The following is a 25,494-nucleotide window of genomic DNA, read 5'->3' as shown; positions in this document are numbered from 1 at the left end:
ATCTCGATCTTTATTCAAATTAAGCAAGAACAAGCCTACATATATGCAGGCTTGTAAGCTTCTCTTATTTTCCCATCTGACTTTGCACAGATCTAGCAACTGTACTCAATTCATCTGGTGTTAGCTGATCAGAAGCCAGCATAAAGTCTACTCCATTATATGTCCAAGATAGACTTTTATCCGTTAAAGCTCCCACAGTAAAACCTAAATCAAATGGCTCTCCGGCAGTAACTGTAGATGTCGTTGTTTTTGCTACTTGCGCTTTTTCTTGTACAAGCGTAAACGGCTTTTCTCCTTTGTACATTAAAACGACTCTTTCGCCATTTTCTGTCTCAATTTTCTTTTCTTTGGACAGCTTTGTACCTTTTGGAACATCCTTAGGATAAAGGACGCTAAATGATTTCTGCTGAGCTAATGTCGGAACGTCAATCTTTGCACTTGTCATATTTCTTTTTGTATCAAAAGCCCCTTTATCAAACTTAGAATCGAATTTGACCTTAGAGAAATCAACTTTTATTAACACTTTATTATCCGTATCCATAATTTTAACCGAAACAGGCGCTAAGTCACTTTTGTTCAGCGTAATTTCTTGTTTAGGAAGCATCGTGCTATTTTGATAGTTGGTTTTTGTTTCAAAAATATAATGCTTATCCGTTGATTTAAAGCTTGCCTTTTCATCCTTCACAATATCTTGGACAAGGGATTCATACAAATAAGCTTGACTGCTATTTTGCGGCCAGTCACTTTGAAAACGAAAGCTTTTATTTAAGGCAGGCGTTAAAACAAAAACCCCTTCATCATTACGCAAAATCATTTGGCTTTGATCTTTCTTTGTATTTTTCAAATTCACTCGATAATACATAGGCTTACTATGCCAAATCTCTACATCATATACTTGAGCATCTTTCCCTGTATTTAATGTCATCTTAGCATCTGATTTATAACCCGCCATTTCTTGTACCTTGGCATCCAATGCATCTGTTACATCCTGCTGACTTTTTTCACCGCATGCTGATAAGGCTAAGAGAAAAAAGGCGCAAACAAATAAGCCAATCCATTTTTTATGCATTTCCCCAACTCCTTTATTTCGTATATTCACAGCTAAACGGAGAAGCAAGAACATATCTTGTCTCCCCTATCCACACTATGAATATATGAACAAGAAATAGTGAATATGCAGACTAGCTTGACAAGCGTTCAATAATTACTTGAGCAATTGCATAGTGCGCACTGTGGGAAATAGATACGTGTACGGACGCGTCCAGTGGTTGTTTTGTAACAATGTGGGGCTTTCCTCTTTCATCATTCACGATTTCGATATCTTGGAAGCTGAAATCTTTTCCTATTCCTGTTCCAAGAGCTTTCGAATATGCTTCCTTCACAGCAAATCTTCCTGCTAAAAATTCGACCTTACGTCGGCTTGATAGCTTTTCATAGCGTTCTTTTTCATTTTTTGTTAAAATCCGAGTAACAAAAGCGCTTTGACGCTGCACCATTTTTTCAATCCGCTCTAACTCTGTAATATCAATTCCAGTTCCTATAATCATTTTCATTTAATCCTCTCTTACAGAATAGTATATAAAAATGCCTTTATAAAAGGGAGTGACAAATATGTTCGTACGCACAGAAAATGCAGCTGAATTTAAACGTTTTTACCCTGTTACCTTCACGCTTCTCTGCATCCACATTGCGCTATGGTTACTTGCCGCTCTTCCCTCAAACCTTGCAGAATCTTTTATACATCAGCTTATTGGTGTGAATAGCTTAATTTCTCAAGGAGACTACTGGCGACTTTTCACACCTATCTTTTTGCATCTAAGCTTTTCACACCTTCTTTTTAACTCATTTTCATTGTTCTTGTTAGGGCCAGGTGCTGAGCGTATTCTTTCTTCTTATAAGTTTCTTCTATTCTACCTTACGTGTGGATTTCTTGGAAATATCGTTACATTTCTAACCCAATCTTCTTTCTACAGCCATGTGGGTGCATCCGGTGCCATTTTCGGGCTGCTCGGGTTTTACCTCTACCTTGTAATAAAACAAAAGCATATGCTTTCTCAAAGTAACCAGCAAATCATTGTCGTCTTCTTAATTATTGGATTACTTTCAGGTCTGCTAACGCCAAGAACCAACAACACAGCTCATTTCGTTGGAGGTATTGCTGGATTTCTTCTCGCTTTTCTCGTGTTCAAACAGAAAAACAAGCCACAGATATGAGGCCTGCTTTAAGATTTAATATAAAAAGTGGATGAGTTAATAAATTCCACATCTTCATAAGACTTCAAGTCTCTTACTAACTGAAAGAGCGCTTCATCTTTTTTCTTAGCTTCAATCATGCAATCAATTTGCGGTATCGTTCCATTTACTTCTTTTAAAAAGCTGTAAAACCCATGAACATCGATATAATCTGCATGGGCTCTAAATTCTTTATCACTTTTAGGACTAGATATATGCATTTTTAGAGGAAGCGTTTCCTGTTCCCACGTTCTAGTGATACGGTCCCAATGCTCTTGCCATGGAGTTTCATCGTTGTTTGCCTGATGATGATGAAGATCAAAAATGATTGGGACATTTAGTTTTTCACATAAATACAAGACGTCCTTTATATGAAAGGTTGTATCGTCGTTTTCTAACATAATCATTTGCTGAAGGGATTGAGGTACAAGCCCCCAATTATGAATAAACTGCTCCAATGCTTTTTCTTTATCATTATAAGCCCCTCCGACATGTAAAACACAGCGATTTTGAAGAGGAATATCCATTCCTTTCAGCAACTTTTGATGCATGCGAAGAGTTTGAATAGAATGCTTAAAAACCTCTTTATCCGTTGAGTTTAAAACAACAAAATGATCCGGGTGAAAATCTACTCGCATTGGATGTTCTTTCAAAAATACAGAAATACGCTGAAGAGCATCCTTTAAAGGAGCTATGTAGTTCCATTCTTTTAGCGCCTCATGGTTAGCTAATGGAATTAACTTAGAACTGAATCGAAAAAACTCAATTTCACTCCACGCATTATGTTTTAATAAACGTAAGCAGTTTTCTAAGTTGGATATTGCAATACGTTCGAGCTTGCGAATGGCCGCTTCATGGTCTTTCACACGCTGAAATTGTGCAAAAGTCATTGTTTGAGAAGGAGAACTATTTTCCAAATGAACGCTCATCGCCACATAACCTAACCGAACAATGGTCGACATCAGTGAACACCCCATTTTATTTTACTCATAGTGTGCACCAATAAAATAGCAATTAACACATAAAAAAACGAGCCTGTTAAGGCTCGTTTTTATTTTACGCTTTGCTGCGAGAATCTTTACGATTACTGCTGCTATTACGATTTCTATTATCACTGCCGTTGCTTCCACCGCGACGCTTGTCACCAAAACGCTTTGAGTTTCCACGACGATTTTGCTGTGAGTAGTTTTTAGAGTTAGAACGTGAACGACCTCCGCCATTTCCACGTTTGTTTTTATCACCTTTTGCAATTACTGGTGGTTCAGCAGTTAATTGAATTGGTGATTCGTTTGGTTCTTTTGTAAATAATTTGATCGCTGCTGCCACTAATGAAACTGAATCGTGCTCTTCAAGTAACTCTTCTGCCAACTGTTTGTAGTAAGATAAGTTGCCTTGTGTCACAGATTCTGTTAATTTGTCAGCTGCAATACGCTGTTGACCTTCCATTGCTTCATCAAGCGTTGGAGGAGTAAGACGCTCCATTTTACGTTTTGTTGTACGCTCAATATTGTGTAACTGTCCAGTTTCTCTTGGCGTTACAAATGTCATAGCAGCACCCATTTTACCAGCACGTCCTGTACGTCCGATACGGTGTACATAGCTCTCTGGATCTTGAGGGATATCAAAGTTGTATACATGAGTAACACCAGAAATATCAAGTCCGCGTGCAGCTACGTCCGTTGCAACTAATACATCAATAGAACCTTCTTTAAATTGACGTAGTACAGATAGACGTTTCGATTGCGTCAAGTCACCATGGATACCTTGTGCAGAATAACCACGCATATTTAATGCTTCTGATAACTCATCTACACGGCGCTTTGTACGACCAAAGATGATAGCTAATTCAGGTGATTGCATATCTAAAAGACGAGTAAGGATATCAAATTTACGCTTTTCTTGTACTTCTAAATAATACTGCGTAATGTTTGGCATCGTTACTTCTTTTGCTTGTACTTTTACCACTTTTGGTTCGTTCATGAATTTTTCAGCAATGCGACGGATTGGAGTAGGCATTGTTGCTGAGAATAAAAGTGTTTGGTGGTTCTCAGGTACGTTTGATAAGATTTTTTCAATGTCTTCGATGAATCCCATGTTTAACATTTCATCTGCTTCATCTAAAATAACTGTATGAACATCTTGTAGACGAAGTGTACGACGATTAATATGATCTAGCATACGCCCTGGTGTCCCTACGATGATATGAGGGTGCTTTTTCAATGCACGAATTTGACGACTGATATCTTGACCACCGTAAATTGATAGCACGCGTACGCGCTTTGTTTGACCAATTTTGTAAAGTTCTTCAGATACCTGTACAGCAAGTTCACGAGTAGGAGCAATAATTAACCCTTGAATTGCATCTACGTTTACATCAACTTTTTCAATAAGAGGAATACCAAATGCCGCTGTTTTCCCTGTTCCTGTTTGTGCTTGTCCGATCAAATCGTGACCTTCTAGTGCTAATGGGATAGTTTCTGATTGAATTGGTGTTGCTTCTTCAAAACCCATTTTACTCACAGCTTTATTAAGCTGTTGACTTAATCCTAAATCTTGAAATAATGCCAAGTTTTTCAAACTCCTTTTATATTTAGACTATCTATATTTTACAAAAAAAAGCATTCTCCGAGGAAACGGAAAATGCTCTAAACGACTACTTCAATAAATTCAACGTTTAGAGTATAAGCGCCTCAAGACACTCAGACTACATCATAACACTATGGCTTTCCGTTTGCAATAGAGCTTACTTATACTCTTTTTAATATCACGGTAATTTATGCATCATTTTTGAGATAACTTCCTCAAGCTTCATCCCTCGAGATGCTTTCACTAAAACCACATCTTCTCTTGTTGTAATCGCTGTTAATTTTTTAACAAGCTCATCTTTCTCCTCAAAGTGCATTACCTTATCTTCTGCAAAATTATTTTTTGCTCCTTGTTCAATTTCAACAGATAAGGGGCCGTATGTTAGAACATAATCAATTTTTTCTGCTTGAATAAACTCTCCCACTTCTTTGTGGAACTCTTTTTCCTGATCGCCTAATTCAAGCATATCCCCGAGAACAAGAATTTTTTGCTTATAGCCTTCTAAATCATGCATCAACGTGATAGCAGCTTTAACGGACGTTGGGCTTGCGTTATATGCGTCATTAATGAAGGTCAGGCCATCTGTTCGTTTCACGAGCTCCATACGCATATTGGTTAGTTTTAATTCTTTTAATCCCTTAGCGATTGTTTCATTGTCTAGTCCAAAATAATGACCTACCGCAATAGCAGAAAGCGCATTGTGAACATTATGTTTACCTAATACCGGAATAAAGAATGGATATGTTGTTTCACGTGAAACAGTGAATGTTGTGCCTAACTCTTCAGCTGAAATAGCACTTGGATACAAATCGTTTTGTTCTGAGCTGCCAAATGTCACCGTTTCAAATACTGGATTAACAACGCGCGACGTTAAAAGTGGCTCATCACCATTATAGACAAGCTGACCTGTTGGCGCTAAGCCGCTTGTAATTTCTAATTTTGCCTCCGCAATTCCATCACGGCTTCCTAAGTCTTGAAGGTGCGATTCTCCGATATTTGTAATAATGGCCACATCAGGCTCCGCTAAATTAGAAAGAAACTCAATTTCCCCTCGGCTGCTCATGCCCATTTCTAAAACTGCAATATCATGAGTTTCATCTAAACGCAAAATAGTAAGCGGCATACCAATATGATTATTAAAGTTTCCATCTGTTTTCAGAACGCGGTAAGTTGTATCGAGCACAGCTTTCACCATGTCTTTTGCTGTTGTTTTTCCGTTACTTCCTGTAATGCCCACTACTTTAATATCTAACTCGTGACGATAGGATTTCGCTAATTGCTGAAGAGCTTCTAGCGTATCATCGACTAAAATAACACTAATGTCTGTCGGTGGATTTTCTTCATCTTTGTTCCACAGTGTAGCGAGCGCTCCGTTTTCAATTGCTTTATGAACAAATGCATGCCCGTTAAAACGTTCCCCTTTAATTGGGATATATAAATTACCTTGCTGAATGGTTCTCGTATCAATTGAGACTCCCTCAATTACAGCTGCTTCGTTTCCACTATGAAATATACTTCCTGGAATCATTGTAGCTAACTGTGTAAGCGTACGTTTAATCATTTTTGGTTTGCTCCTCTCGATATAAAGTTAACTATGGATAACATTAATTGAAACTAAACACAGAAACACTATTCATGATGAATAGTGTTGTGTGAGTTACATTGTGTGTTTAATTTGCTGCTTTTCGGTATGACGTTCAATTGCTAGTGATACAAGTTTTTCGATTAAATCTGGATATTCAACACCTGCGTGTTTCCACAATAACGGGAACATACTGAAAGGTGTAAAACCAGGCATTGTATTCACTTCATTAATAATGAATTTACCTTCTGATGTTAAGAAGAAATCTGCACGTACAAGACCAGATCCATCAATTGCTTTAAATGCTTTGATTGCTAGTGCTGACATTTCTTGATGCTGTTCTTCTGTAATTTCAGCTGGAATAATAAGGCCTGTATCGCCGTCTTCATATTTGGCTTTGTAATCGTAAAACGCTTTTTTAGGTAAGATTTCTCCAACTACTGAACAAGCTGCATCATCATTACCTAACACACCAATTTCAACTTCACGACCAATTGCTGCTGCTTCTACAATGATTTTCCGATCGAATAAGAAAGCTTCAACAAATGCTGCTTCTAACTCGTCGCGGTTATCACATTTGCTAATCCCAACGCTTGAACCTAAATTTGCTGGTTTAACAAAGCAAGGGTATCCAAGTGTTTCTACTTTTTCATAAGCAGCTGTTCGATCTGCTTCCCACTCGCGGCGGATAAATGATACGTACTCTACTTGAGGGAGACCTGCCTGTGCAAACAGCTGCTTCATTACAACTTTATCCATACCAGCTGCTGAAGCTAATACGCCGTTTCCAACATAAGGAATATTCAATAATTCTAATAATCCTTGTACCGTACCATCTTCTCCATTTGGACCATGAAGAAGTGGGAAAATAACATCTAGCTGATCATCTGTTTTTGAATCTGTTAATGCAAACATTTCCGTATTCAATGAAACTGGTGAAATAGCAGTTCCATTATCTTGAATTTCTAATTGAGCAACCGTTTCAAGCGGACCAGTCAGCTGTGTGCCGCGAATCCACTTTCCTGTTTCTGTAATGTAAATTGGATGCACTTCATATTTATCGTGATTAATTGCTTTTGAAACTGCTAGAGCTGTTTGTAAAGATACTTTATGTTCAGCGGATTTTCCTCCGTATAAAAGGCCAAGCTTAATTTTCACTGATGTTCCTCCTAACACATATTCATCTTTTCTATTTTATCATGCACGTTTAGATAGTAAACAGAAATATTAACTATTATTACGTATGTCAAAATAGCTAGGCTTGTGAAAGAAATTCCATCGCCTACCTTTATTATTTAGAATCATCTTTCCCAATGGCTCATTTATTCTTGAAAAAACTTTCTTGATTTTAAATCTTTTTTAAAAGTTTATTTGTAAAGTTTATTTATGCTAAAGATAACCATCAACAATCGAAACTATAGTTCTGGTACAAATCAGGAGGTTCAACAAACATGAGTAAAATGGGCAAGAAGATGATTGCTGCATGCAGTGTAGCCATTGGAAGTATTTATGCAACGGGCTATATAAACACTCTATCTGATGCACAAGCTGTTCAAGTCACACCGGCTCATCATCAGAAAAAAACGACAGATCAGACAGACAATCAAACGATTGTCAATGACAGCTGGGGAGAAGATATAGCTTCGTCTAATAAAAACCAGTCATCAGCAAGTACCGAAAGTTCTGCTCCTAAAACAAAATACAAAGATGGTACGTATTCTGGCCAAGGAAGCAACCGTATCGGAACCGTCTACGTATCCGTGACCATTAAAAACGACCGAATTGATACAGTTGAAATTACAGAAGCAGATACTCACTATTCTCAAAGTTACATTGAGGACCTTCCGTCTCAAGTCGTACAAAGACAAAGCTCAGACGTCGACGTCGTGAGCGGAGCAACACTTAGTACAGAAGATTTTCAAAATGCCGTGGATGACGCACTTCAGCAAGCAATGAATGCATAAAGGAGAAACGAACGATGTCCATAAAAACGTATAGCCGCTCTGTATTATGTATGGGAACAACCGTCTCACTTCAAGTAATTGCTCCGCAATCAGAGGAAGCAAATGTCCTTCACCATATTTCAAAGGCATTTACTATTTTTAAAGCCGTTGAAACGACGTGCAGTCGATTTGATGCGAAAAGCGAAGTGATGAAACTAATTAGACATGTCAAAGAACCCGTTTCTGTTAGTCCTCTATTATTTGAAGCCCTTTATTTCGCTGTCTTAGTAGCAAATGAAACGTATGGAATCTTTGACCCAACGGTAGGAAAACAATTAGAAAACCGAGGTTTTAACGAACATTACTTATATGGAAATTCCATACAAACGGACGAAGCAGTCGATTCTGGAAGTTATAAAGATATCGTATTGGATACACATAAAAAAACGGTTCTCTTACAAAAACCGATGATTATAGATCTTGGAGCGGTTGCCAAAGGATTAGCTATTGATTTGGCTGCCCGCTCCCTTCCTTATCAGCATTTTATGATTAATGCCGGAGGAGACATTCTAGTTAAAGGACTCAATCAACACGGAGAGTTATGGAAAGTCGGGATTCAGCACCCTCGGATTCAAACGCAGTCATTACTGACTTTAGGTGTAACAGATACGGCTGTCTGCACATCAGGAAATTATGCTAGAAAAAATAAGACGCAACCATCCATGCATCATTTGGTTAATCCCTTATCTCCATCCACTCGAAGCAGTCTAATGAGTTGTACAGCGATTGCTCCTTCTGCCATGATGGCCGATGCATTATCTACATCAGCTTTTATTTTAGGAGCGGAAAAAGGAGTAAATTTATTGAATGATGCCGACATACGCGGCGTACTCTTCGACTCTAGTTTCACTCCTTTTTTCACATCAGATATGGAGGAATTAATGAATTATGACCACACGTTCTGAACGAAGAAGCGGTGTTAAATATATTAGTACACCAAAAGGTTATATTATTGTAGATGAAAACAAACCAAAAGAAATAAGTCGGTGGGCGCAGCTAGTTAAAACACCTAAAAGATACGTGATGGCTATGCTGCTGCTTTTAACCTTATTAGGTGAATTCAACTCTTCTGCCTTTCAAGGATTAGGACACCTACTGCTTGCCATATGCTCGGCGGCCGCCTTAGATTTAGGATTTTCTTTTGCTTATAAAAAGAAAATTCAGCTCCCTGACGGCGGGATCATTACTGGATTAATTATTGCCTTAGTGCTTAGCACATCTACACCGCCTTCGGTCACATTTTGCACCGTAGCTGTAGCGATTTTATCCAAGCACTTAGTAAAAGTAAAAAAGAAGCCTATTTTTAACCCTGCCGCTTTTGGTCTTCTCTTTTCGCTTATTGTCTTTTCAAGCGGCCAAAGCTGGTGGGGAAGCTTATCTTTACTACCCGTCTGGCTCATTGTATTCGTGTTTGTGACAGGGTACCTTGTGACAAGCAAAGTAAATAAATTCCCTCAAGTATTTGCGTTTTTAGGCGTGTATTTTGCTATTTTTGCGATTATGTCATTAATAGGAGTAGGTGATGTAGCGGATGCTTTAAGAGCTCCTTTTGTCAATTCTGCTTTATTTTTAGCCTTCTTTATGGTGACGGATCCGCCAACTTCTCCTGCGAAGTATAAAGACCAAATTAAATTTGGGCTGCTTGCGGGGGCAATTAGCGCCGTAGATTACTTAGTTTTTGGCGGCCTCGCCTATTTATTAATTGGCCTGTTACTTGCTAATGCATGGAAAGCATGGAAGGCTGCAAACAAAAAAGTGATGAAAAAAGCTGCCTAATGACAGGCAGCTTTTTTCATAGCGGAATTTTCACATAAAATTCCGTACCCACGTTTTTTTGACTAAAAACCTTAATTTCTCCGTTATGGGCTTGTACAATCCATTTGGCAATCGCCAGACCTAATCCTGACCCTCCTTCGGCACGGGCTCGGTTCTTATCACTTCGATAAAAACGATCAAACACATACGGAAGATCTTTCGCTTCAATTCCAATGCCTGTGTCTTTGACAATTAGCGTCATAGAGTGGTGATGTTTCTTTAGACTAATATGAATACTTTCTCCAGGTGGGGTGTACTTAAAAGCGTTGTCTAATAAAATCATACATAGCTGATGAAGTCGTTCTTGATCTCCTCCACACATTAACGATTCAATTTCCCTTGTGAAGTGCAGCTCTTTTAGTTCAAATATAGGCTCAAACTGATTAGCTACTTTATCAACGAGCTCACCCATATTAAAGACCGTTTTGTTTAGCAGCTGTGCACTTGAATCAGATCTAGCCAGTGTTAGTAAGTTGCCAACCAGCTTCGTCATCCGTTTCACTTCGTTTAAGCTTTGATAAATATTTTCGCTTTCTTGCTCAATCGTATGATTTGGTCGTCTAAACAATAGCTCGAGATGCGTTTGCATCACGGAAAGAGGCGTCCTTAACTCATGGGAAGCATCTGCAATAAATTCGACCTGTTTGTTCCAAGACTTTTGGATAGGCACAAGCGCTCGATTGGCTAAAAACAAGCCAGCTACAAGCGAAAGAAGCAGTCCAATAAAAGCTGAAATGATAAGAAGAAAAGCAAGGTGCTCTAAGGTTTGAGTTTCTGGATCTACGTTTAAGACAAGTTGAATTGTTGAAACGTCTTGATCTTTTATATATCCTTCGTTTTTCACATTCATCACTCGATAAGCATGACCGTTTACTTCTTGCGACGTTTGGATTTTTCCTTCTGAGAGTGCAGGCTTAAAGTCGTCAATATCGTTTGTATATAACCCTTTTTTAGGTGTAATTTTGATTAGTTTTTTATCACTGCTCCAAAGTAAAAACGCAACGCGCCGTTCTGTTTCTCTCTCATTGTTTTCTTGGATCTCATGTAAGTTTCTTTTTTTAACCTGCTCGCTCATCTCACTTAGCCGATTGTCCGGGTTTAAAAAAATAAGATGCTGCATGTAAAAATACAAAACTACACTAAAAATGCTCAAAATAACCATCAGCACCATTGTGTTAAATAACACAAGCCTGATTCTCGTCTTTTTAAACATGCTCTTCCCCTTTTAACATAAAGCCTACGCCTCTCACTGTACGTACATAACCGTCACAATTAAAAGGCTGAAGCTTCTTTCTTAAATGGTGAACATAGACATCTACTACACCCACTCCTACGTCAGATGTAAACCCCCATACCCGATTAAAAATTTGATCTCGAATAAGGATTTGTTCTTTATTTCGAATAAAGTATTCCAAAAGCTGAAATTCTTTAATCGTTAACGTTAGGGCACTCCCATTTATTATAACTTCATGATTGGCTTCTCGTATAGAAATGGGACCATATGAAATCATGCCTTCTTCTGCCTGCAAGTCTCTGAGCATCACTCTTAACCTTGCAAAAAGTTCAGCCATGGCAAAAGGCTTAACCAAATAATCATCAGCTCCATAATCAAGTCCTTTCACTCGATCTTCTACACTATCTTTTGCAGTAAGAAAAATAACTTTCGTCAGCACCTTTTGTTTTCTTAGCTTTTTTAGTATGTCAAGCCCTGTCATACCCGGCAGCATAATATCTAAAATCAAGGCATCATAAATATTCTGCTCTGCTAAAAACAAACCTTCATCTCCTTCAGACGCACAATCCACTTCATATCCTTCTTCTTTTAAGCCTTCTACGATACCGTGTAATAATGAAGCATCATCTTCTACCACAAGTACACGCATATCAAATTCCCCCTTTTGTGAGTACCTAAGTAAGCATTATCTTAGCATGTCACTTTTAAAAATATTTTAAAACTAGCGTGTTATCATCTCTTATACTTTATAAAAAAAGTTATGCCTGCAAGCAGGCATAACTTTTAACTAAACGCTATTTATGATCAGGACGTCGGTAAATGAACACCGCTTCTTTTGGCAGTTTACCAAACAAAAAGCTAGCAAACGGTAAAAGACGATGACATCCCCAAATGATGAGGTAACAGCCCGCTAATGTTAGAATATAGCGTGCCAAGATTTCAAAGTGAAACATGTAGTTTCCTTGTATTGGTACTGCTTTTGCCACAAAGTTTAAAACCATTGGATGAATCAAGTAAAATCCAAACGAGTACATGGCAATATTTTTAACAACCGTCACGGACTTCATAGAAAGCTTTTCAGCTAATATCTCTGCAATTCGGAAGAAGAAATAACTTCCCACCACCAAATAAATTGTATTAACAGCCTCATACGTAAAGCCTGAAATTTGAATTGTCTTCATTGTGTATAAGTGATAATTTAACAGTGAAATAGCTATTCCCGATCCGAGCGTCACCAGAAATAATACAATATTTGAACGACTATACTTTTTATCCACTTGTTCGCGATAATAAACACCAATCCAACCGCCGAGTAAAAACGTAGCCATCGTATTTAAAAATAAATTAAATGAAGTGATATGATACTTATTGTTAAGCATTAAATAACCAAGCTGAATGATAATACCAAACAGCCACATGTATTTTTTAAAAATGGTTACTTTTTGTGCTAGCCATACAAAAATCGGCAGCACGAGATACACTTGTACAATTAAAAAGATAAAATGAAGCTGATAGTAAGACTCTCCGCGTAAAATACGTTTCACAATATCAGCTGCATTTAATTCTGTTGCTCCCACATAGTACGAATAAAATTCATAAATAAGTGCCCAAATAACATAGGGAACTAAAATATATGTCACTCTTCGAGCATAATACGTTTTCCATAAAGTCTTTGTTAACGGCTTGTTAATATAACTATAAAAGAAAACTAAACCTGTGATCACAATGAAGATCCCTGCTTCAATTCGAACAATTCGGTTAAGGAAATGATATTTCTGATAAGCTTCGCTTGCAAATGGCAGTACCGTTGCATAAGCTGCTGTTACATGTACGAGCACAACCATCATCATAGCGAATAATCGTAAAAAATAAATGGATTGAATATGCTGCTTTTGTTTTTGCTTCACTTTTTCTCTCCTATATAATGTGAAATATAAATTCTAGATGAATAATAGAACATTCAATTTTTTCTTATCTTTCCCGTTTTACAAATAAAAAAGCTAATAACATAAAATAAATGTTATTAGCTTTACTCGTTTGTATTTTATCTTTCCTCTTGCTATCACGCAACTGAATTTACAAAAACAATAAAGAACTTGAGTATAAAGGCCTAATTAAGTGCCTTTTATTTACGGTGCATTTTAAATTCTAAAAATAACTCATTATAATAAGCAAGCATTCGTTTGCCTAAGTTATTATATACTTCAAGCTTATTGGTTAGTTCTTCATCCGGATAAAAACGTTCATCTTCCGCTACTTCTTTCGGCAAATAATCTAGCGCTTTTTTATTAGGTGTAGAATACCCTACATATTCTGCATTTTGAGCAGCGTGTTTAGGATCTAGCATAAAATTCATGAATTTATGTGCACCTTCTACGTTTTTAGCCGTTTTTGGAATAACCATGTTATCGAACCATAAATTCGAACCTTCTTCTGGAACAACGTAATTCAGCTTATCGTTTTCACTCATAATTTCAGAAGCATCACCTGACCAAACAACGCCAACTGCCGCTTCTTCATTTGCTAGGAGCATCTTAATCTCGTCTCCTACAATGGCTTTGACATTTGGTGTTAATGTATCAAGCTTTCTTTTTGCTTCTTGAAGATGAGCTTTATTCGTATCATTTAATGAATAATTTAAGCTGTTTAGCCCCATTCCCATCACTTCTCTAGCGCCATCTGCAAGTAAAATTTGATTTTTCAGCTTAGGATCCCATAAATCATTCCAACTTTTTATCTTCTTGCCATGAATCATATTAGAGTTATACACAATACCCACAGTTCCCCAAAAATAAGGAATAGAGTACTTATTGCCAGGATCAAAGGATAAGTCTAAAAAACGCGGATTAATGTATTTTAAATTAGGCAGCTTCGAATGATCAATTGGCAATAGTAAATTTTCTTCACGCATCTTGCTAATCGCGTACTCAGAAGGCACAGCAATATCAAATGTTGTACCACCTTGTTCAATTTTGGTCATCATTGCTTCATTCGAATCAAAGGTCTGATAAATGACTTTAATTCCGGTTTCTTTTTCAAACTGATTCACTAAATCAGGATCAATATAATCTCCCCAATTATAGACAGTCAGCGTATCTCCTCCAGAGTATCCTTCGGCATTGTTCAAATGATGAACCACATACATAAGAACGAAAGAAAGGATGACGATGAAGATAAACGGCTTTGCTAATTGCTTCATTTTCCAGTCGCCACCCCTTTCACTTTATTGCTATATCGCTGACTGATAAAGTAATAACCAATCACAATCAGCACGGTAAACATGAAAATAAGAGTAGAAAGAGCATTGATTTTCAGCGAGACCCCTCTTCTTGCTAACGAGTAAATTTCTACTGAAAGCGTGGAAAAACCGTTCCCGGTCACAAAGAAAGTAACGGCAAAGTCATCCAAAGAGTAAGTTAAAGCCATAAAAAAGCCTGCAAAGATACCAGGACGAATAAATGGCAATACCACTTTCGAAAGTACTTCAAAGCGGCTTGCTCCCAAATCACGGGCTGCATCGAGCAGTGTCGGACTCATTTCCTGCAGCTTAGGCAGAACCATGATGACCACAATCGGTACACTGAATGCAATATGTGCTAATAATACCGATATAAATCCGAGCTTTACACCGATAATGGTAAATAGAATTAAAAAAGATGCGCCAATAATAACATCTGGACTCACAATTAACACATTATTAAATGTTAACAGCGTATTTTGAACACGTCTACGCTTCACGTATACGATAGCAAGTGCTCCTATCACGCCAATAATCGTTGAAATAACCGAAGACAATAGAGCAATAATTAAGGTATTCAAGACAATAATGAGCAAACGTGTGTCTTGAAACACTTCTTTGTACCAATCTAACGTAAACCCTTCAAATTCTCGCATGTTTCCTCCGCTGTTAAAAGAGTAATACATTAAATAGAAAATGGGCGCGTATAAAATGAAAAAGACAAAAAATAAATAAAGGTGGCTGAACTTCCACTTTCTCTTCACTTTACACCCCTCTCTTTCCAGTGCCCGTTATGAGCATCATAACGGCCATCGCAATAATTAAAAAGACGGCAATTGTAGCTCCCATGCCCCAATCCTGCGTCACTAAAAAATGTTGTTCAATCGCCGTTCCCAGTGTAATAACGCGGTTTCCAGCAATTAAACGCGTAATCATAAAGAGTGATAGTGCTGGAATAAAAACAGCCTGACAACCTGATTTAACCCCTTCTAGCGTTAGCGGAAATACCACGCGCTTAAATGTCACCCATGAAGATGCTCCCAAGTCTCGAGAAGCGTAGATAAGCGAGGGATTAAGTTCTTCTAAAGAGTTAAAAATCGGCAAAATCATAAAGGGGATAAAAATATACACCGATACAAATACAAAACTAAAGTCAGTAAATAAAATTTGATGAGTGCCAAGTCCCAGAAATTCAGTAAATTTATTAACCGTACCGTACGTGCCAAATATACCTAAAAAAGCATAAGCTTTTAATAATAGGTTAATCCACGTCGGTAAAATAATCAGTAAAAGCCAAAGCTGCTTATGCTTAAGCTTCGTTAGTAAATAAGCTGTGGGATAAGAAAAAACCAAGGAAAATAACGTAATTAAAAAGGCATACCAAAATGAGCTCAGCGTCATCTGTAAATAAACAGGGGTAAAAAATTTCTTATAGTTTTCAAGCGTCAGCTCATTATCAATGCTAAAAAAAGAATAATAGACAACTAATACAATGGGAGCAACTACAAAAAGCAAAATCCATAACACGTACGGGACTAAGTAAATATTTCTTGATTTAGTTTGCATGGTAATCCTCTTCATAACCTTCGAGTCGCTTATCGAATTCTTCTTCCGTTTCATTAAATCGCATAACATGAATAGCTTCAGGTTCGAAATATAAACCAATTTCTTCGCCAACCGTTGCCTTTTTCGTAGAGTGAACGAGCCACTCATTCCCTGCATGGTCATAGCCTAAAATTTCATAATGGACTCCTCTGAACAGCTGTGAATCTACACGAACCTGCAGCTTCCCTTGATCGGAGCTTGTAATGGCTAAATCTTCAGGTCGAATCACAATTTCAACCTGCTCATTTTGGTTTAACCCTTGATCGACACATTCAAATTGCTGGCCGCCAAACTCCACTAAGAAGTCAGCAATCATTTTACCTGGCACAATATTTGATTCACCAATAAAATCAGCAACAAAACGATTGATTGGCTCATCATAAATATCTGTAGGTTCCCCGCTCTGCTGAATTCTTCCTTTATTTAAAACAAAGATTTCATCGGACATCGCAAGCGCTTCTTCTTGATCGTGCGTAACAAAAATGAACGTAATACCTAGACGGCGCTGTAATTCTCTTAACTCGTATTGCATTTCCGTACGCAATTTTAGATCAAGAGCTGAAAGCGGCTCGTCCAGCAAAATAACTTCAGGCTGATTTACAATTGCTCGTGCAATGGCTACGCGCTGTCTTTGGCCGCCCGACATTTCCTTCATTTCTCTGTTTTCATATCCTTCTAAGTTAACAAAACGAAGGGCTTCTTTAACTTTTATTGTAATATCAGCATTTTTCATCTTCTTGATTCGAAGACCAAATGCTACATTTTCAAACACATTCAAATGGGGGAAAAGCGCGTAGTCTTGAAAAACCGTATTAACCTGACGTTTGTTAGCCGGGACATCATTAATTCTTTTCCCATTAAAATAAATCGTTCCGCTTGAGGCTTCCGTAAAGCCTGCAATTAATCGTAAAATCGTTGTCTTTCCACATCCCGATGGACCTAAGAGGGTATAAAACTTCCCTTTTTCAATTTCAAAGCTTACATGATCCAATACAACTGAATCATTATCATATTGCTTGGTCACATTTTCAAATTGAATAATTGTATTCGTAGATGTCATTTCACTTCACCTCTTTTGTTCTATAAATAAGACTCTGTCGCCACAATAATTAACTCTGTTATTCCGTCATGAGCATTTAAAATCTGATGTTCTTCAGAAGCTTGAAAATAAATGGTTTCTCCTTGTTTGGCTTCATATATTCTGCCTCCAAGCTTCACCTTCACACACCCGCGCAAAATATAGCCAAACGTTTCTGAAAGAGAAGGCTCAAATCTCTTAAATGCACCTTTTTCATGAAGAATAAGACGAATTGGCTCCATTTCTTTTTCATTTGACTCATGCACAAGCCACTGAATATGGTAACCTTTTTCATCTTCGCAATAACTCGTGTAGTCTTCCTCTCTGTATACAACCTTTTGAACATGCGTATCAATTTCAAAGAATTCTTTCGGTTCGCATCCTAGCACTTCCAAAATACTAAAAAATGTTTCTAAAGACGGCGAACTTAAATCGCGCTCTAGCTGTGAAATATAGCCTTTGCTTAAATCAGTACGTTCTCCTAGCTCTTCTTGTGTTAAACCTTTTTTTAATCGTAAATTTTTAATTTTCTTTCCTATTTCCATACTCTCGATCCTCAACTGTATTTAAAATTAGCAAACAGCATGAATGATTGTTCATGCTGTTCCAAGCTCAAGTTTTGTTTTACTTAACTTAAAGTTTACTTTTAACCTTAAAATATTATACATGAATTATTTTTTAGTACAACCTTAAACACTTAAAAAATAAAAACTCCTTTTATTTAAAAGGAGTTTTTATTTTCATTTATACAACTTATGCGTTTCGTACTGTTTCCCGGATAATGTATCAAACTCAACTTCATGGTAATCTTGAAGGTCTTTTGCAGCTTTTTTAGATAGCGCTGCCGGATCATCCACTAGCTTTCCTTTTGAATCTATATACATATTTGAACGAAAAGCCGGCACTTCTGTTTTCATTTGATTCAACTGATCGTAGAACAGATTACTTTTGTAACCAAGAGATTGAGCAAGCGTCGGAGCAATATAAATAGGACTCATCGTACCGAGATTTTTATCTATTTTCGTATCGTAATTAGATAAAAATAAGAGCGGTGTCTCATAAAATTTTTGAGATGTTTGCTGCGTTTTCTCGTTTCCAAAACCCGTTTCTTTGTAAGCTTGAAGGTTTTGTCCAAGTGCTGGCAAATGATCTCCCCAAAATACTACAATGGTCGGCTCGTCCAGCTTTTGAATTTCATCGTTCAATCGTTTTAAAGCAGCATCTGAACGTTTAATTCCTTCAGCATAAATTTCAATTTCCTTTTGCATTTCCGGTGATAACCCTTTACCGGTTACTTTAATGGTTTCCTGACCATTATACTTATCCGCTGAATAAGGAAGATGATTTGCAATCGTTACAGCATGCACAAATGCAGGCTTTTTCGACTGACGAAGCGTATCGAGCACTTCATCAACTACCGCTTCATCGGAAACGAATTCTTTGTTATCTTTTTGCGTATGCTTCATTTGATCAATAAACTTCACTTGATCAAATCCCAAATTTGGGTACACATTTTGCCTCATATAAAGCATACCGCTGTTTGGATGCATAGCTGTTGTAGCATAGCCTTGTTTTTCTAAATAAGAGACAAAAGATGGATATTCTTTTTTACTCAATACATGCTGATAAGGAAGGCCTCCAGGGTTAAAGAAAGACAAAGAGTAGCTCGTCAGCGCTTCAAACTCCACATTAGCTGTCTCTCCGCCAAATGAAGGACTTAAAGACCACCCGGAAGGATATTTCTTTTGAAGTTCTCTTGTATTTTTCATTGGATCTTCAGAGAATGTCACGTTAAGCTTTGTTGGATCCCAAAACGTTTCGTTCATCACAAACACGACGTTTGGTTTGACTTCAGCCTTGCTTTCTTGTGTTTTCTCTTCCTTTGACTGAATGCGCTTTGCTACTTTCGCCATAGCTTCTTCTGAGTAGTCATCTGGCTCTTGGAGTACATCTGTTTTAATATTTGAAATCATGCCAATAACAGGTCCATTATAGTAATAATTATTTTGCTGATTCCACGGCATCAGCGCAGCATATTGATCATAATATTTTTGAGCAAACGAGTGTTCAAAGAATAAAAATGATTTCATTAAAAAGATGAGCGGCAGAATCATAATAATTCGAAGAAACCATCGAATTTTAATTTTCGGCAAGAAAAACCAAAGAGCGATCAGTACGATAATAGATCCAATAACTCCTATTACAATGGGAATTGAAATCGAATCTTTAATCATTGGAATAACTTCTTTTAACTGACTGGCCTGAATAAAATCGTTCGGGAACAACGGTTCATTTCGAAAGATTTTTTTATAATAGTTTACAAGAGCTAAAATAAAATACAGAACAAAGGTAATTCCAGCTCCTAAATAAGCTTCCCCTACTAGCATAATGATCGCTAGTGTTAACAGCGAAAGTAAAAATACCGTAAAAAGATAGCGTTCGGGATATACTTGCATCCACTCTATTGTTTTGCCTGGATTATGTATATCAATATGATAGATAACAAAAACCATAGCAGAAACGGCTGCTACGGCAATTGAAAACACAATTGCCGTAAAAATGGCATACCACTGCGAACCTTGTATTCTCTCTATCTGATTAAATTGAAGTAGCAAATAGAAAGTGAGCGCCCATAAGATAAATGAGCATCCCCCTATTAATACTACGAACCCAGCTGTATGGATTTGGGCCCAGTCAAACAATATTTTTGTGTCATTTGATACATTAAACATAACAACACTGTATAAAAAAACGCTAAGCAGACCATACGCTGCCAGCATTGGCAAAGAACGATACAAATGTTTAAACATAACCTTAAGCCTCCTATTTACAATATCTTAACACTTTTAATATAATTTTAACATTCCTATCTCTCTCGCTTTCACGCCTAATTTTCCCATAATCATACCACTAACATTTCCCGAGAAATTCCACACAAAAAAAGCCCGCTTTTCTTATGAAAAGACGGGCCTCTTAGCCGTTTTATACGTATGTAAAAATTGCTGTTATGAACGCTCTTTCACTGCTTCTGCTTTTAGCAAATCACGAATTTCTGTTAAGATCTCTTCTTCTTTTGACAGAACAGCCACTTCTTCCTCTACTTTCTCTTCTTCTTTTCTCTTAAAACGATTAAAGAAACGAATAAATAAGAAAATCGAGAATGCGACAATTAAGAAATCAACAATTGTTTGAATAAAAGATCCATATAATACCGTAGCTTTTCCAACTGTGAAGGATAAATCTTTAAAGTCTATCCCTGCTAACAACAAACCAATCAGCGGCATAATAATATCATTTACAAGAGACGTGACAATTTTTCCAAATGCCGCTCCAATAATAACCCCGACAGCTAAATCTAATACGTTTCCACGTAAAGCAAACTCTTTAAATTCTTTAAGCATCTGTTTCTTTCACCTCCTGCCCTTCATTTCAAACTTTCATGATAATACATCCTAAATTAAACAGACAAGGTGCATTTTCATTTTTTTCTTTTTTATGAGATATATACCAGACCTTTAGTTGTATTTCTGCCCAGATTTTCACTTTATATTCGCTTATAAATAAAATGCACTTTCAGTTTTCATTCAGGAAAGATTCATATTCAGTCCATTTTCCTTTTATACACTAATAGCATGTAATTCATTAAATATGTAAACGAACAATAGAGGAGATGGCTAGAACGTGAGAAAAATTATACTGCAAGCAGCTGCTTTATGCCTCGCAGCTATTATCAGCATTTCTTATACAGCAAGTGCGGCGAATGCAAGTGAAAACGCAGCAAGTGGAGATTTAATTATTAATAAAAAAACAAATCAACTTGCTTATTTTCATAATGGAAAGTTAGAAAAGACGTATTCAGTAGCTACGGGAAAAACATGGAGCGATACGCCGGTAGGCTTTTTCAAGATTGTTAACAAAATTAAAAATCGCCCTTACTATACAGGGCATATTGCAGGAGGCGCTTCTAATAATCCTCTTGGCTCTCGCTGGCTAGGGCTTAATGCAAACGGCACAACCGGCGACACATACGCTATTCACGGCAATAACTCAGAAGATAGCATCGGCAAATATGTAAGCCACGGCTGCGTACGAATGCATAATGCGGATGTGGAAGAATTATTCAATAAAGTGGCAGTAGGAACATCTGTAACTATTACGTATTCATCCAAAACCTTTGAAGAGCTGGCAAAAGTATACGGCTACGGACAGCTATGAAAAAATAAAAGCTTATCCAAGAAATCTGGATAAGCTTTTATCCTTCTCTATTCCCATACATGAGCTCCGTACTGTGTGAATATAGCTCAATAATATTCCCAAACGGATCTTCACAATAAACCAAGTAATAAGGTTTTCCAGGTCTTGTATTCCATACTTGGCTTCGCTTTTTACCACCTGATTGTTCGATTTTATCCGCTAACTTTTCCACGTCCTCGGCTATTAAACACATGTGAAAATAACTTTGATACTGCTCATCGCTGTCTTTTAATACAAGAGGCCTTTGCGGCTTATTAAATTCAAACAGTTCAATGCCTACCTGGTTGTCAGCTGTCATGTGAGCATTTTTCATTTTTTTGATATGAGACCCCAGTAAATCTTGAGTCATATTTTCAGCTTTTTCTTCCTCCGCATTAAACGTATAAGGACCGGAAATCAGCTTAAAACCTAAAACTTTTCCATACCACTGCACGGCTTCTTCTACATCAGGTACAGCTAATCCAACGTGCGTAATAGCTACCATTTTATCACCCTCCTATACACAAACATTCCCTTTCTGCTAAAAGAAAAACAGCCCATTTAAAATGGACTGTTTACACGCACTAAATTCATTTACGATTTTAAAGCATTATATTGAGCAATGATTTCTTTTGTTAAATCATTACTTGCCTCTAACCCACTAATCTCTTTTAATACATACTCAATATCATACTCATGAATATTCGCTTGAAGCTTCATAGCCTCTTTATCTTCTTGCGGGTCAAATAAAAGCGCAGCGGCGATAGCCTTTGCTAAGTAGGTATAAGAAAGGCCCGCTTTTTTTGCTTCTAGCGCTGGACGAATCAAACGATCTTGAGGTCCAAGCTTGCGAATTGGCGCTCTTCCTACCCTTTTAACTGAATCATTTAAATGAGGATTTTTAAAGCGCTCAATGATTTTAGTAATATAGGCTTCATGTTCCTCTCTATCTAAGTCATATCTTTTAATTAGATAGTTTCCTGTTTCTTGTAGCGTTTGCTGTACTTGTTCATAAATATCTGAATCTCTTAACGTTTGATCAATTGTTTCTTTTCCTTTTAAATAACCAAAATATGCAATTACCGCGTGTCCCGTATTCACTGTAAATAACTTTCTTTCAATAAAAGGAGCAAGGTCAGGCACAATCGTCATTCCTTCTACAAACGGAATATCTTCAGGTGCCTCTACTACCCATTCATAATAGGATTCTACTAAAACATCAAGCGAACCTTGGTCATGTTGAATAGGCACGATACGATCTACAGCTGAATTGAAGAAAAAGACCTTATTTATCATATGAGCTTTTGTCTCTTCATCCAGTGCGTCAAAAATATAGCCTTTTAATAAATCTGTTGCAGAGATTTGATTTTCACATGCAATAATATATACATTTTCGTCGCTTGCTTTTACACGTTCAGCCAAACCTTTAGCAATTAAAGGAGCAATTCGCGGCAGAACGTTCGGTCCGATGGCCGTCGTAATGTACGTTGCTTCTTTAATCGCTTTAATGACCGCTTGTTCTTGTGTCAGATTATTTAAACCAGATACGTTTTGAACAGCTAATGTCTCGGGATGCTCTGCGGCTGTTATTACGTTATACCCTTTATCTGCGTTTAACTGATTAATAACCTTTTCAGCAATATCTACGAATGTGACGTGATAGTTGCTTTGAGAAAACAATGCCCCAATGAATCCTCGACCAATATTGCCTGCTCCAAAATGAACTGCTTGCTTCACAAAAATCATTCCTTTATCAAATTATTTCGAAGGTACTCATGAAACGTATCCTCTAGCTTTTTGCGAATTATCTCTTCGTTCGAAGACGAAAAAATCATCATTGCTTCATGATCTTCAATTAAACTGGTACTAATTAAACTTAAAATTTCTTGCTGTGCTTCACTTAACTCTTCAGGTGCGAGCATTAATAGAAGGTTACGCGCCTGCATGTTTGTTCCGTCCATACCTTTAACTGTGCAAGGCTGTTCTAAATGTGAAACTTGAAAAATCAGCTCTTTCACGTGATGTTCACGGCAATGGAACAGTGCCATACTCGTTTGCGGAATGCCTAAACCGCCTTTGTTTTCTCGTTCCTTAAGCTGATGAATAACGCAGCTGGCATTGGTTATTAAACGTTCTTTTTCAGCAGCGCGTACTACGTGCGAAATCACTTGATCGTGACTCACTTCATCCGAAAATCGATACATCCTAAGGTTTTGAAGAATTGATTCGATACTTCCATGCACATCTTTAATTTGCTTCATCGTTTCCTCAAAAGACGGTTTTTCTGTAGAAGCGGTCTTATTTTTATATTGGAACGAACGGTAGTCCTTATCTTTGGTTAACTTTTGAATGTTTTTCTGTAAAAAATTCTGGACGGATTGAATATCCTCTTCCGTTAAGAGTGGATTGACTAAAATGTAATCGACATTTAAAAAAGGCAGCCTTACTGTTGAAATCACTACGTCATACCCTTCAAGCGCGGCTTCTTTGATTTCTTTTACCGATTTAATGACAACTGAATTAATCTCCGGAATCTCTTTACGAATACGGCTAGCTAACATTTTCGAGGTGCCAATTCCAGTTGGACAGACAATCAGCGCCTGAATTTCCATGACTTCTTCTTTTAGCACTAGCGTTGAACCAAAATGCAAAACAAGATATGCTACTTCATCATCTGGAAAAACTAAATCCGGTAGCTCTTGATCGATACTGTTTCTCACAGCCATAAATAAAACAGGGTACTTTTTCTTAATCTCTTCTGTTAATGGATTAAAAAGCTCCATTTTTTGCTTAAGACGAAAAATGGCCGGTTCCATATGAGCAAGCAGCCCTTGGTAAAGGGAAAAATCACCAGTTAAGTCGGTGTTAAGCTGAACAGAAACGTGAGCAATCATATTCTTAATAATCTGCCCAACCACTACGCTGTCGTAATATACGTCTCTAGTAGTTTGGAACTTTGCTGCACGCAGCCGCACTGCTAAGAAATGAATATCTTTTTCTGTAAAAGAAAGAGAAAATATCCGTTCAATTTCGCGGCAAATATCCTTCATTAAAAACATTTCACTCGCCAGTTCTTCCATTTGGCCGCCGTCGTCTTCTAGATACATTTGCTTTTTCGTTCGCTGTATCATAATGCAAATATGAACAATGAGCCCTATATAATCGCTGTCAGCCAGCTTAGAATGATGCTGATTAATCGCTTGATGTATAATTCTGTCTACTTCTGCCAAATAATCCGGATAAAAATAGTGCAAAATCGTTTCATCCGTATGCTGCTGATTTTCTGCTAAAAACAAGCACTCAATTAACTCTTCATTAAAGTGAACAAGAAAATAATTAGCTAATGCTTTTCGTTTATTGGCTTCAGTAGCTTGAACCTCTACTCCCACCCCTCTCTTTCGATGAAGGAGAACGTCAAATGTGGTTAACCACTCTGTTAATTCATCTAAATAAGCAGTTAGTGTAGTGATACTTACTTCTAAGTCTTTAGCCAGCGTTTGTAATTTAAATGAATCCCCTTCTTCTAGAAGAAGAATTAAAAGAATTAATTTTCTTTCCTGTGGAGACTGATCCGTCGTTTTAATCTTCATCAGCTCTTGAATAAGGCGAAAAATTTGTTCATTTTTACCTTCAATCATTAGTCCTTCATCTTGTGTACGAATCAGCTTCAAATCAAATTTTTCAAGTATTGATTCAATTGCCTTCAAATCTCGGTGAACAGTTCTTACACTTACATTCAAAAAAGTAGCAAGTGTAAGGGCTGTATGTTTTCCTGCCGTTTTAATAATTAACTCAATGATTGATTTTTCTCTTGAAGTAATAAACAAGAACATCAACTCTTTTCTTATTTATAAACAAAGGATAAAAAGGCATCTTCATGCCTTTCTA

At 37.3% G+C, this 25,494-nt stretch carries 24 protein-coding genes; 5 read left to right on the top strand and 19 right to left on the bottom strand.

What is annotated here, in order from left to right:
• Positions 1-64: 64 nt before the first annotated feature.
• Both OK414_RS00915 and acpS read right to left on the bottom strand, forming a co-directional pair.
• Positions 65-1,123, bottom strand: coding sequence for a LolA family protein (locus OK414_RS00915; RefSeq protein ID WP_016762756.1), 1,059 nt, complete (start codon positions 1,121-1,123; stop codon positions 65-67).
• 58 nt (positions 1,124-1,181) lie between these two features.
• On the bottom strand, positions 1,182-1,547 hold the full coding sequence (gene acpS, locus OK414_RS00910; RefSeq protein ID WP_025753519.1) for a holo-ACP synthase: 366 nt from the start codon (positions 1,545-1,547) through the stop codon (positions 1,182-1,184).
• Between the two features lie 64 nt (positions 1,548-1,611).
• On the opposite strand from acpS, the gene OK414_RS00905 reads away from it, so the two are divergent.
• On the top strand, positions 1,612-2,214 hold the full coding sequence (locus OK414_RS00905) for a rhomboid family intramembrane serine protease (RefSeq protein WP_263046178.1): 603 nt from the start codon (positions 1,612-1,614) through the stop codon (positions 2,212-2,214).
• Between the two features lie 8 nt (positions 2,215-2,222).
• Here the strand turns inward: OK414_RS00905 and uvsE are convergent, their stop codons facing one another.
• From uvsE to OK414_RS00885, 4 genes are all read right to left on the bottom strand, one after another.
• Positions 2,223-3,194 carry a UV DNA damage repair endonuclease UvsE gene (gene uvsE / locus OK414_RS00900; RefSeq protein WP_034654859.1) on the bottom strand — a complete coding sequence of 324 codons (972 nt, stop codon included), beginning with the start codon at positions 3,192-3,194 and terminating at the stop codon, positions 2,223-2,225.
• Between the two features lie 94 nt (positions 3,195-3,288).
• The gene (locus OK414_RS00895; RefSeq protein ID WP_016762753.1) at positions 3,289-4,800 is read right to left on the bottom strand and encodes a DEAD/DEAH box helicase; all 1,512 of its coding nucleotides are present in this window, start codon (positions 4,798-4,800) and stop codon (positions 3,289-3,291) included.
• A gap of 196 nt (positions 4,801-4,996) precedes the next feature.
• A complete protein-coding gene (locus tag OK414_RS00890; RefSeq protein WP_034654861.1) occupies positions 4,997-6,379 on the bottom strand; it encodes a UDP-N-acetylmuramoyl-tripeptide--D-alanyl-D-alanine ligase in 1,383 nt (460 codons plus the stop codon).
• Positions 6,380-6,475: 96 nt separating this feature from the next.
• Positions 6,476-7,558, bottom strand: coding sequence for a D-alanine--D-alanine ligase (locus tag OK414_RS00885; protein ID WP_034654863.1), 1,083 nt, complete (start codon positions 7,556-7,558; stop codon positions 6,476-6,478).
• A gap of 293 nt (positions 7,559-7,851) precedes the next feature.
• On the opposite strand from OK414_RS00885, the gene OK414_RS00880 reads away from it, so the two are divergent.
• The 3 genes from OK414_RS00880 to OK414_RS00870 are packed head-to-tail and all read left to right on the top strand — an operon-like array spanning position 7,852 to position 10,179.
• Positions 7,852-8,364 carry an FMN-binding protein gene (locus tag OK414_RS00880; protein ID WP_016762750.1) on the top strand — a complete coding sequence of 171 codons (513 nt, stop codon included), beginning with the start codon at positions 7,852-7,854 and terminating at the stop codon, positions 8,362-8,364.
• Positions 8,365-8,378: 14 nt separating this feature from the next.
• Positions 8,379-9,308, top strand: coding sequence for an FAD:protein FMN transferase (locus OK414_RS00875; protein ID WP_095380469.1), 930 nt, complete (start codon positions 8,379-8,381; stop codon positions 9,306-9,308).
• The gene (locus OK414_RS00870; RefSeq protein ID WP_034654866.1) at positions 9,292-10,179 is read left to right on the top strand and encodes an RnfABCDGE type electron transport complex subunit D; all 888 of its coding nucleotides are present in this window, start codon (positions 9,292-9,294) and stop codon (positions 10,177-10,179) included. Before OK414_RS00875 ends, OK414_RS00870 begins: the two co-directional genes overlap by 17 nt.
• Positions 10,180-10,195: 16 nt before the next feature.
• Here the strand turns inward: OK414_RS00870 and OK414_RS00865 are convergent, their stop codons facing one another.
• From OK414_RS00865 to mscL, 10 genes are all read right to left on the bottom strand, one after another.
• Entirely contained in the window at positions 10,196-11,431 is a 1,236-nt protein-coding gene (locus tag OK414_RS00865; RefSeq protein ID WP_095380468.1) for a sensor histidine kinase, read from the bottom strand.
• Positions 11,424-12,101, bottom strand: a complete 678-nt coding sequence (locus OK414_RS00860) for a response regulator transcription factor (RefSeq protein ID WP_034654870.1) — start codon at positions 12,099-12,101, stop codon at positions 11,424-11,426. Before OK414_RS00860 ends, OK414_RS00865 begins: the two co-directional genes overlap by 8 nt.
• Positions 12,102-12,246: 145 nt before the next feature.
• A complete protein-coding gene (locus OK414_RS00855) occupies positions 12,247-13,359 on the bottom strand; it encodes an acyltransferase (RefSeq protein WP_034654871.1) in 1,113 nt (370 codons plus the stop codon).
• Between the two features lie 218 nt (positions 13,360-13,577).
• Positions 13,578-14,651 (bottom strand): ABC transporter substrate-binding protein, encoded by a 1,074-nt coding sequence (locus tag OK414_RS00850; RefSeq protein ID WP_047932827.1) that lies wholly within the window; start codon positions 14,649-14,651, stop codon positions 13,578-13,580.
• Positions 14,648-15,454, bottom strand: coding sequence for an ABC transporter permease (locus OK414_RS00845; protein ID WP_013054988.1), 807 nt, complete (start codon positions 15,452-15,454; stop codon positions 14,648-14,650). The genes OK414_RS00850 and OK414_RS00845 overlap by 4 nt, the downstream gene beginning before the upstream one ends.
• A gap of 1 nt (position 15,455) precedes the next feature.
• Positions 15,456-16,256, bottom strand: coding sequence for an ABC transporter permease (locus OK414_RS00840; RefSeq protein WP_013054987.1), 801 nt, complete (start codon positions 16,254-16,256; stop codon positions 15,456-15,458).
• Entirely contained in the window at positions 16,246-17,355 is a 1,110-nt protein-coding gene (locus OK414_RS00835) for an ABC transporter ATP-binding protein (RefSeq protein WP_034654876.1), read from the bottom strand. Before OK414_RS00835 ends, OK414_RS00840 begins: the two co-directional genes overlap by 11 nt.
• A gap of 20 nt (positions 17,356-17,375) precedes the next feature.
• Positions 17,376-17,918: a helix-turn-helix domain-containing protein gene (locus OK414_RS00830; protein WP_013054985.1), complete on the bottom strand. Its 543-nt coding sequence runs from the start codon at positions 17,916-17,918 to the stop codon at positions 17,376-17,378.
• Positions 17,919-18,113: 195 nt separating this feature from the next.
• Positions 18,114-20,183 carry an LTA synthase family protein gene (locus OK414_RS00825; RefSeq protein WP_034654879.1) on the bottom strand — a complete coding sequence of 690 codons (2,070 nt, stop codon included), beginning with the start codon at positions 20,181-20,183 and terminating at the stop codon, positions 18,114-18,116.
• 195 nt (positions 20,184-20,378) lie between these two features.
• The gene (mscL, locus tag OK414_RS00820; RefSeq protein ID WP_013081402.1) at positions 20,379-20,774 is read right to left on the bottom strand and encodes a large conductance mechanosensitive channel protein MscL; all 396 of its coding nucleotides are present in this window, start codon (positions 20,772-20,774) and stop codon (positions 20,379-20,381) included.
• A 280-nt stretch (positions 20,775-21,054) separates the two neighbouring features.
• Here mscL and OK414_RS00815 point away from each other — a divergent pair, with 280 nt between their 5' ends.
• Positions 21,055-21,588: a L,D-transpeptidase gene (locus OK414_RS00815; RefSeq protein WP_034654880.1), complete on the top strand. Its 534-nt coding sequence runs from the start codon at positions 21,055-21,057 to the stop codon at positions 21,586-21,588.
• A gap of 37 nt (positions 21,589-21,625) precedes the next feature.
• Here the strand turns inward: OK414_RS00815 and OK414_RS00810 are convergent, their stop codons facing one another.
• The 3 genes from OK414_RS00810 to OK414_RS00800 form a co-directional block, all read right to left on the bottom strand.
• Entirely contained in the window at positions 21,626-22,111 is a 486-nt protein-coding gene (locus tag OK414_RS00810; RefSeq protein ID WP_034654882.1) for a VOC family protein, read from the bottom strand.
• A gap of 89 nt (positions 22,112-22,200) precedes the next feature.
• Positions 22,201-23,343 carry a mannitol-1-phosphate 5-dehydrogenase gene (locus tag OK414_RS00805; RefSeq protein WP_034654884.1) on the bottom strand — a complete coding sequence of 381 codons (1,143 nt, stop codon included), beginning with the start codon at positions 23,341-23,343 and terminating at the stop codon, positions 22,201-22,203.
• Positions 23,344-23,348: 5 nt separating this feature from the next.
• Positions 23,349-25,439, bottom strand: a complete 2,091-nt coding sequence (locus tag OK414_RS00800) for a BglG family transcription antiterminator (RefSeq protein WP_034654886.1) — start codon at positions 25,437-25,439, stop codon at positions 23,349-23,351.
• Positions 25,440-25,494 lie beyond the last annotated feature (55 nt).

Origin of the sequence: Priestia sp. JV24 (assembly GCF_025910025.1) — a bacterium.
GTDB classification, from domain to species: Bacteria; Bacillota; Bacilli; order Bacillales; family Bacillaceae_H; genus Priestia; species Priestia megaterium.
The sequence above is the reverse complement of the archived record's forward strand: the minus strand, read 5'-3'. Positions and strand labels throughout refer to the sequence as shown.